The 9,384-nt window shown below is 27.4% G+C and carries 11 protein-coding genes and 1 other annotated feature; of the genes, 10 read left to right on the forward strand and 1 reads right to left on the reverse strand.

Features of this window, described 5'->3' with window-relative positions; all coding sequences use genetic code 11:
- The 7 genes from BUA77_RS14835 to BUA77_RS11870 all read left to right on the forward strand — a co-directional run.
- On the forward strand, window positions 1–93 hold a 93-nt coding region (locus BUA77_RS14835; RefSeq protein ID WP_143151361.1), incomplete at its 5' end, for a zinc ribbon domain-containing protein.
- A 209-nt stretch (window positions 94–302) separates the two neighbouring features.
- On the forward strand, window positions 303–941 hold the full coding sequence (locus BUA77_RS11850) for an MtnX-like HAD-IB family phosphatase (RefSeq protein WP_072890525.1): 639 nt from the start codon (window positions 303–305) through the stop codon (window positions 939–941).
- A gap of 53 nt (window positions 942–994) precedes the next feature.
- Window positions 995–1,567 carry a nucleoside recognition domain-containing protein gene (locus BUA77_RS11855; RefSeq protein ID WP_072890527.1) on the forward strand — a complete coding sequence of 191 codons (573 nt, stop codon included), beginning with the start codon at window positions 995–997 and terminating at the stop codon, window positions 1,565–1,567.
- Between the two features lies 1 nt (window position 1,568).
- The gene (locus BUA77_RS11860) at window positions 1,569–2,090 is read left to right on the forward strand and encodes a spore maturation protein (protein ID WP_072890529.1); all 522 of its coding nucleotides are present in this window, start codon (window positions 1,569–1,571) and stop codon (window positions 2,088–2,090) included.
- Between the two features lie 100 nt (window positions 2,091–2,190).
- Window positions 2,191–2,346 carry a hypothetical protein gene (locus BUA77_RS14005; protein ID WP_159428992.1) on the forward strand — a complete coding sequence of 52 codons (156 nt, stop codon included), beginning with the start codon at window positions 2,191–2,193 and terminating at the stop codon, window positions 2,344–2,346.
- A 138-nt stretch (window positions 2,347–2,484) separates the two neighbouring features.
- Window positions 2,485–2,703: a binding site (T-box leader), on the forward strand.
- A gap of 46 nt (window positions 2,704–2,749) precedes the next feature.
- Window positions 2,750–4,693, forward strand: a complete 1,944-nt coding sequence (gene metG, locus BUA77_RS11865) for a methionine--tRNA ligase (RefSeq protein ID WP_072890532.1) — start codon at window positions 2,750–2,752, stop codon at window positions 4,691–4,693.
- Window positions 4,694–4,703: 10 nt separating this feature from the next.
- A complete protein-coding gene (locus tag BUA77_RS11870; protein ID WP_072890534.1) occupies window positions 4,704–5,471 on the forward strand; it encodes a TatD family hydrolase in 768 nt (255 codons plus the stop codon).
- A 47-nt stretch (window positions 5,472–5,518) separates the two neighbouring features.
- Here BUA77_RS11870 and BUA77_RS11875 read toward each other — a convergent pair whose 3' ends face one another.
- Complete coding sequence (locus BUA77_RS11875) at window positions 5,519–5,980, reverse strand: hypothetical protein (RefSeq protein ID WP_072890537.1); 462 nt, start codon at window positions 5,978–5,980, stop codon at window positions 5,519–5,521.
- A 395-nt stretch (window positions 5,981–6,375) separates the two neighbouring features.
- On the opposite strand from BUA77_RS11875, the gene BUA77_RS11880 reads away from it, so the two are divergent.
- The 3 genes from BUA77_RS11880 (at window position 6,376) to rsmA (ending at window position 8,996) form a co-directional block, all read left to right on the forward strand.
- Window positions 6,376–7,443: a 3D domain-containing protein gene (locus tag BUA77_RS11880; RefSeq protein WP_072890539.1), complete on the forward strand. Its 1,068-nt coding sequence runs from the start codon at window positions 6,376–6,378 to the stop codon at window positions 7,441–7,443.
- 136 nt (window positions 7,444–7,579) lie between these two features.
- Complete coding sequence (gene rnmV, locus BUA77_RS11885) at window positions 7,580–8,116, forward strand: ribonuclease M5 (RefSeq protein ID WP_072890545.1); 537 nt, start codon at window positions 7,580–7,582, stop codon at window positions 8,114–8,116.
- A gap of 10 nt (window positions 8,117–8,126) precedes the next feature.
- Window positions 8,127–8,996, forward strand: coding sequence for a 16S rRNA (adenine(1518)-N(6)/adenine(1519)-N(6))-dimethyltransferase RsmA (gene rsmA / locus BUA77_RS11890; protein ID WP_072890542.1), 870 nt, complete (start codon window positions 8,127–8,129; stop codon window positions 8,994–8,996).
- Window positions 8,997–9,384 lie beyond the last annotated feature (388 nt).

Consider the following 9,384-nt stretch of genomic DNA (forward strand, 5'->3'; position numbering starts at 1 on the left):
TTAGATAGAGTTTATAAGTGTTCTAACTGTGGTTTTATTTGTGATAGGGATAAAAATGCTTCATATAACCTTGCAAATTATGGTTTAGTTTAATGGTTTAGAAATATCATTTTAAAAAGATATTCTAAATTGGGGATTCGTTACACCCTATTACCTTTTTAGGTAACAAAGCCTATGGAGTGTTATAGCAAACGAAAGTAGCTTAGGCAAAATCGGACATTGTGAAGTAGGAAAGAAACAAAAGCTATAAACTTTTATAATCTTCTTATAAAGTTTTATAGATTTTTGGTAACGGCGTAATTGTGGAATGTATTATAATATGTGATTTTGATGGAACTATAACTTTAGATGATACTGTTAATTTAATGGCAGATAAGTTTTCAGTAGAAGATTGGAGAAAACTTGATGAAATGTGGATTAGTGGTAAATATAATGGATCAGAAATAAGCCAAAATATATTAGATATGCTAGATACAGATGAACATAAACTAAAAGAATTTATAAAAAATATAAAAATAGATCCCTATTTTAAAGAATTTATTGAGTATATAAAAGAAAAAGTAATAGAATTTTATATAGTAAGTGATGGATTTGATTTTAATATAGAAACTGTGCTTGAGGAAAATGGAATAATAGGGCTTATATGTTTTTCTAATATGCTTCAATTTGAAGGGACAAAGCTTATGGGATTTTATCCAAATGTAAATGAAGACTGTAGAAAATGTGGAAATTGTAAATGTAATGTAATAAAAAATGTAAATATAGAAAATAAAAAAGTAATATATATAGGAGATGGACATTCTGATAAATGTGCAGCAAAGCTTGGTGATTATATATTTGCAAAAGGAGAATTAGCAAAATATTTAAAAGAAGAAAAAGTAAATTTTATACATTTCAATAATTTTAAAGATGTACTTTCTAAGATAAAAGAAATTATATAATATTAGAATAACATATTACATCCTTCTCATAAAATTAATGAGGAGGTTTTTTTATGAGCAAAATATGGTTTTATATGATTTCTATTGGAATAATAAACAGTATATTTATGGGAAGGCTTGAAGAACTTAATAAAGTTATAATGAATGAAACATCAAAAGGTATAGAGTTTGTAATAAGTCTTATAGGAATAATGGCACTTTGGATGGGAATTATGAATATAGCAAAAGAATCAGGACTTGTAGATAAAATAGGTAAATCTTTATATAGCTTTATGAAAATATTATTTCCTTCTATTCCTAAAAAAAGCAAAGCACTTTCTTATATTTTGATGAATATGTCTCTTAACATATTAGGAGCTTCTAATGGTGCAACTGCATTTGGGCTCAAAGCCATGGAGGAGCTTCAGGAAATTAACAAACAAAAAAATACAGCTACAAATGATATGATTATGTTTTTGGTTATAAATATGTCATCTGTTCAATTAGTACCATTTACAGTAATAAAAATAAGACTTGATGAAGGTGCAATAAATCCAAATGAAATAATAGTTACAACATTATTTGCAACAACTATTTCTACTATAATAGCTATAATTTCTTGTAAATTATTAGAAAGGAGGTTTTAATTTGGATTTATTTTCTAATTTATTAATACCTTTTATTATACTAATAATAATTACATATGGAAAATTAAAAGGAATAGATATATACGATAGCTTTATAAGAGGAGCTTTTGATGGAATAAAAACTACCTATAAAATAGCACCTTATATTCTTGGAATATTTTTAGCAATTGGAATATTTAAAGTTGGATATGGTATAGAGATACTAGAAGGACTTTTTTACCCTATACTTAAAATATTTAGTATACCTAAAGAATTACTATCTTTGATAATAATTAAGCCTCTCTCTGGAAGTGGAACGCTTGCTATATATAAAGATATGATATCAAGAGTAGGAATAGATACTATAAAAGAAAAAATGGGAGCAACAATAGTAGGCTCTTCAGAGACAATATTTTATACAATGGCAATTTATTATGGAAACTTAAAAATAAAAAATATAAGACATACATTAGTATGTGCTCTTATTAGTCATATAGCAGGAGTAATTGCATCTGTATTTATATGTAGTATTATTTTCAGTTAAATGATGTTCCACTTATTTCCTCGAATTAAAATTTGTTTTTATCACAAAATAAATATGAACACGGAACAAATAAAAATATAGAAAAGAGAGGGAATTTTAAATGCCTAAGAACAGTAAAAAAGCAAAAGGAAAAGTAAATGCTAAGAAAGCTACAGAAAATATGGGATTAGAATTTGGAAGTGAATTAGGAGCTGAAGAATTAGAAGCTAGACGTAATAATCCTAACGGTAAACAAAAAAGAGGAAAAAGAAAATAAAGATAAATAAAAATAAGATAAGGATTTTGTCCTTATCTTATTTTTATTTAAATATTCAATTTTTACGAAGTAGTAATACTTGACATTAAAAGAATAATTATATAAAATTTTGGGTAAAATGAAGTTAATATTAATATAAAAAAAGCAGTGAAAGAAAGAGTAAATAAAGTAATCTTCTACAGAGAGTCAGGTTAGGTGAAAGCTGATGTTGAAAGCTTTATTGAATATGGTTCTGGAGCTTTTCGTCTAAGAGAATATTCTTTAGGATGAAACGTTTAGGCACGTTATAGTCTACTAAGATACCTAAATATTTTTAGGTAAATTAGGGTGGTACCGTGAGATAATCTCGCCCCTATATAGGGGCGAGTTTTTTTGTTATATAAAAATTAAGGAGGTAAATTTTATGGGTAAAGGAAATTTTTATGTTACAACTCCAATTTATTATCCTAGTGGAAGACTTCACATAGGGCATACTTATACAACTGTTGCAGCAGATGCAATTGCTAGATTTAAGCGTTTTTGTGGATATGACGTAAAATTTTTAACTGGAACTGATGAGCACGGAGAAAAAATACAAAAAACTGCTAAAAAACAAGGGGTAAGCGAAAAAGAATATCTAGATAGCATAGTGGGCGAAATAAAAAAACTTTGGAAAACTATGGACATATCTTATGATGATTTTATAAGAACTACAGAAGATAGACATAAAGAAGTAGTTAAAAAAATATTTAAAAAGCTTTATGATAAAGGAGATATATATAAAGGATCTTATGAGGGATGGTATTGCACTCCTTGCGAAAGCTTTTGGACTGAAACTCAATTATTAGAAGGAAATAAGTGCCCTGATTGTAAAAGAGAAGTATATCTTGCAAAGGAAGAAGCATATTTCTTTAAACTATCTAATTATCAAGATAAACTTATAAAATATTTTGAAGAAAATCCTGATTTTTGTTTCCCAGAGTCAAGAAAAAATGAAATGCTTAATAACTTCTTAAAGGCAGGGTTAGAAGATTTATGTGTTTCACGTACAACTTTTGATTGGGGAATTAAAGTTCCATTTGACGATAAACACGTAGTATATGTTTGGCTTGATGCACTTTGCAACTATATTACAGCACTTGGATATTTAAGCGAAGATGATAGTGAGTACAATAAATATTGGCCAGCTGATGTTCATATTGTTGGAAAAGAAATAGTGAGATTTCATACTATTATATGGCCTGCAATACTTATGGCACTAGACTTACCTCTTCCTAAAAAGGTTTACGGCCATGGCTGGATACTATTTGCAGATGATAAAATGTCAAAATCAAAAGGAAATATAGTATATCCAGAGCCTTTAATTGAAAGATATGGAATAGATGCACTTAAATATTTCTTACTTAGAGAATTTACATTTGGACAAGATGGAAGCTATACTAACAAAAACTTTTTAACTAGAATAAATTCAGATCTTGCAAATGACTTAGGGAATTTAGTTAGTAGAACTATAGCAATGGTTGAAAAATATAGAGATGGACTTATTCCTTCTTCTAAGATTACAGGTGGAGTTCATGATGAACTAATAGATATTTCAAAAAAAGCATATGAAAAAGTAGAAAATGCAATGGATAGACTTCAATTTAGTGAAGCGCTAGAAGAAATATTCAAGGTTATAAGAAGAACTAATAAATATATAGATGAAACTATGCCATGGGCTTTAGCTAAAGATGAATCTAAAAAAGACGAATTAGATACAGTGCTTTACAACTTATCTGAAGGAATAAGAATAGTATCAGTTTTAATAAGTCCATTTATGAATGAAACATCAAATAAAATATACAACCAATTAGGAATAACTAAAGATAAAGAAATACTTAATTGGGAAAGCACTCATGAATTTGGAAAAATAAAAGAAAATACTAAAGTTTCAAAAGGAGAAGTACTATTCCCAAGAATAGATATAGAAAAAGAAGTAAAGGAGCTTGAAGATATGTTTTCAAATAAAGATGAAGTTAAAGAAGTAAAAATAAATCACAAAGATGAAATAACAATAGATGAATTTGATAAAGTAGAGCTTAGAGTTGGTAAAATATTAAAAGCTGAAAAGCATCCTAAAGCAGATAAGCTTTTAGTATTCAAAGTAGAAATTGGAAGTGAAGAAAGACAAATAGTTTCAGGAATAGCAAAACACTTTAATCCAGATGATTTAGTAGGAAAACAAGTAGCAGTTGTCTGCAACTTAAAACCAGTTAAATTAAGAGGAGTAGAATCTCAAGGAATGATTTTATCAGCAGCAACAGATGACGATTCTTTATTAGTGCTACCGACTATAGAAGGTATACCTAGTGGATCAGAAATAAGATAGAGGTGGAAGAATGTTATTTGATACACATGCACATTTATGTGATAGTAGATTTAAAGAAGATAGAGAAGATGTAATAAAAAAAATTAAAGAAGAAGGAATAAAATACGTACTAAATCCAGGAGCAGATATACCATCTTCTTTAAAAGCAGTAGAGCTTTCTAAAAAATACGATTTTATATATGCAGCAGTTGGAGTTCATCCTCATGATGTTAAAGATATAAATGAAGATACAATTAGTGTATTAAAAGGTCTTGCACAAAATGAAAAAGTATTAGCAATAGGAGAAATAGGGCTTGATTATTATTACGACAATTCTCCAAGAGATATACAAAAAAAATGGTTTAAAAGACAAATCGAGCTTGCAAATGAGCTTAAACTTCCAATAATAGTTCATGATAGAGATGCACATCAAGATACATTTGATATAATAAAAAATACTAAAAGTAAAGATATAGGATGTGTACTTCATTGTTATTCAGGAAATGTGCATCTTGCAAGGGAATATATAAAAATGGGATGTTTAATATCTATAGCAGGACCTGTTACATTTAAAAACAATAAAAAAACTCAAGAAGTAGTAAGGGAAATTCCACTAGAATATTTACTTATAGAAACAGATTCTCCATATCTTACACCTCATCCTCATAGAGGAAAAAAAAATGACCCATCATATGTAAGATATATAGCGGAAAAAATAGCAATAGAAAAGGGAATTTCTTATGAAAAAGTATGTGAAGCTACAATGGAAAATGGCAAAAGATTTTTTAATATAAGATAATATAAAACTATCAAAAAAAACTGAAGGATATCCAATCCTTCAGTTTTTTAATAAATAGTTAATTTATGAGGATTATATTTCTTTATAGTTTCTATTATCTCTTCTTTTTTATTTCCAGGATTTTCAATTATTAAAATAAGTTCTCCTCTTTCTTCGTGATAATTAACTTTATTTTTTTCTTTAATCGATGATTCCATTAAAAGACCTATTATACCTCCTGAACCTGCTGATATTAATACTATTATAATAAAGGCTACAAAATGAGAAATGTGAGAGAAAATATGATTATGAGATGATATCGCTACTATAAAACCTGTCAAAATACCAAGGAAAGTACCTATTTTAGTAGCTGTTTTAATCTTATCTTTTGATATTTGTTTTTTTTCTTTTGTATATTCATATTGAGCAATTGTATAAGAATTAGATTCTTTAGGGGTGAGTTTTTTTACTTCACGTAAACAATTGTAAGCTCTTTTGTTATCGTTAAAAAAGGCAAGTATACTAGGCATTAAAATCCCTCCTTATATAAATATATGAATATTTATGAAGTATATATACTAAAATATTAGGAGATAATAAAAAAGTCTTTATTCTAAAGATTTTAACTGTAGACTTTTTTGAAATTTATAACGGAAATTATATTTATTAACAATTTAAAAAGATTATAATTTCCTATTCATTATAAAAAAGTCTTAAGTCTTCCTTTTAAGGAATTATTTACAATGAAATAAATAGAAAATTATATAGTCATATAAAAGCTAGCAAAGTAATATAATTTTTATGTGCTTTAAAAAGGGGGTTATCAAAAATGTAAAATTTTTGATTTGACATTATTGAAAAAATAAAATATAATGTATCAAGTCTTTTCGGGAGAGGGTCTTTTCCAAAAGAAGGAGGGATCTTTATGAGGCTAGAATTAAAAGAAAAAGTAGACAAACTATTAGAATTTAAAAAAGTTGAAAAATTAAAAGAAATATTAGAAATAAAGAAAGTACACATTACAATAATTTCTATAGTATTAGTTTTAGGGTGTATTGGAATATATGATGCTTTAAACAACAAAGTAACAATTGCATTTGATAACAAAAAAGAGAATGTAAGAACTTTTTCAAAAACAGTTAAAGAATTATTAGAGGAGAAAAATATAAAATTAGGAAAAAACGATAAAGTCCTCCCCGGTTTGAATTCTAAATTAAAAGACAACACACAAATAGTTGTAAGAAGAGCTTTTGAAGTTGATTTAGTTTTAAATGGGCAAACACGAAAGATAATAACAACAGAAAATACAGTAAAAGACTTATTAGAAAAAGAAAATATAACTATTTCAAAATTAGATAAGCTAAATTTTCCATTAGATCATAAGTTAAGAAAAAATGATCAAATAAAATTAGTTAGAGTACAAGAACAAATAGTAACACAAGTAGAAGAAGTACCTTTTGGAGTTGAAACTGTATATGATGACAACCTAGATGTAGGGAAATTTGTTCAGGTTCAAAAAGGAAGTAACGGTCAAAAAGAAGTTACTTACAAAATAGTACTTAATGATGGTAAAGAAGTTAGCAAAACACTAATTGACGAAAAAGTAATACTTGATCCTACAAATGAAATAGTAAAAAAAGGAACAAAAAACTTTATAGTGACTTCTAGGGGTGATGTAAGAAGATTTAAGAAAACTTTAGATGTTACAGCAACTGCTTATACAGCGGGATTTGAAAGTACAGGTAAAAAACCTGGAGATTCTGGATATGGTAAAACTTATATGGGTACAACTGTAAGACCTGGAGTAATTGCAGTGGATCCTAAAGTTATACCACTAGGAAGCAAAGTATACATACCATATATAGGAAAAACCTGTACAGCAGAGGATATAGGAGGAGCTATAAAAGGAAATAAAATAGATATATATATGAGTGAATTATCAAAAGCAAAGAAATTTGGAAGGAAAAAGCTTAAAGTATATATTTTGGAATAAATTATACAAGGCATATGTTGTTAAAAGACAATAATATGCCTTTGTTTTTTAGCTTGAATAAGTTTTAATATATATTTAAAATATAATTTAGGATAATAATAATAATTATATATTGACTTTAATAGGGGTGATTAATCTGATAAAGGAAATAATAGTAGTAGAAGGAAGAGATGATATAAGGGCAGTAAAAAAGGCAGTAGATGCTGAAATTATAGCTACAGGCGGTTTTGGATTTCCAAAAGGAGTAATGGAGAGGATTAAAGAGGCTCAAAGAAGAAGAGGAGTTATAATATTTACTGATCCTGATTTTGCAGGAGAAAAAATAAGAAAAAAAATAGCAAATGAGGTTAAAGGATGTAAGCATGCATTTCTTCCTAGAGAAGAAGCGATAAAGGAAGATGATATAGGTATAGAAAACGCATCTGTAGAAAGCATTAGATATGCTTTATCTAAAGTTAGAACTGAAATTGTAGATAAGAGAAATGAATTTAGTCAAAAGGATTTAATAAGAAATGGCTTAATAGGAGGAGAGGAGTCCTCTATTAGAAGAGATGAAATAGGAAAAATCTTAGGGATAGGCTATGGAAATGCTAAGCAGTTTTTAAGCAGACTTAATAATTATGGAGTAACTAGAGAAGAATTTGAAAATGCACTTAAAAATATAAAGAAATAGGAGAGATTATATGGAAAAACTTTCTTCACCTAAAATTACAAAAGAGATTGTTCAAAAATATGGTTTTAAATTTTCAAAATCACTAGGTCAAAATTTTTTAATTGATTCTAATATAATTGATAGAATAATTGAAGGAGCAAAAATAAGTGAAGGAGATTATGTAATAGAAGTAGGACCAGGTATTGGTACTTTAACTAGAGAAATATCAAAAATAGCAAAAAAGGTAGTAGCTGTTGAAATTGATAAAACCCTAATACCAATACTTAAAGATACTTTAGGAGACAGAGATAATATAGAGGTTATAAATGAAGATATTCTAAAGATAGACATAAAAAAATTAGTTAAAGAAAAATTAAATGGAGAACCTATAAAGCTTGTTGCTAATCTTCCTTATTACATAACAACTCCTATTGTTATGAAGTTTTTAGAAGAAGATGTATCTGTAAGCGACATTGTAGTAATGGTTCAAAAAGAGGTTGCAGATAGAATGAAAGCAAATCCTTCAACTAAGGATTATGGAACATTATCTGTTGCAGTTCAGTATTATTGTGATGTTGATATAGTAACTAAGGTTCCAAGAACTTTATTCATTCCTCAGCCTAACGTTGAATCTACAGTAATAGCACTTAGAACACATGAAAGTCCAAAATACAATTTAAAAGATAAGAGTTTGTTTTTTAAAGTTGTTAAAGCTTCTTTTGCAAAAAGGAGAAAAACTATTTTGAATGCACTAAGCTCATATGACATTAATTTAAATAAAGAAGAAATTAAAGATGTATTAAAAGAAGCTGGGATTGATGAAAAAAGAAGAGGAGAAACATTATCTATAGATGAATTTGCTCATTTATCTAATGTAATTTATGAAAAAGTACTTCCTTAAGTTAAATAGGAAGTACTTTTTTTTAAATCAATAACATATATGTAATAATATAGATTTATTTTTAGGTAGTTGCAAAATAGAGTGAAAGGTTATCCACAGAAAAATTGAGTTGAAATTACTAAATAGAAAGAGTTATTAACAGTAATATTCAAAAAAAGACGCAGTTAAATAAAGGTTCAGTAAAACCTTTTTAAAAAGGATATAGAGTTTAAAAAAACTTAAGCAATTAAAGATTTAATAGCAAGAGGATTGTGGATATTGTTAGTCTTAAACATTAAAACAAACGCAACTAACTGAGAAATACAAGCCAGTAAAACATCAGCTTTTAAAGAAACAGTATTTCTAACTTTAGATGATTTGATTTGAATAAAGTTTTTTAGTTGAGAAA

The sequence above is a fragment of the Tepidibacter formicigenes DSM 15518 genome, from assembly GCF_900142235.1.
GTDB classification, from domain to species: Bacteria; Bacillota; Clostridia; order Peptostreptococcales; family Peptostreptococcaceae; genus Tepidibacter; species Tepidibacter formicigenes.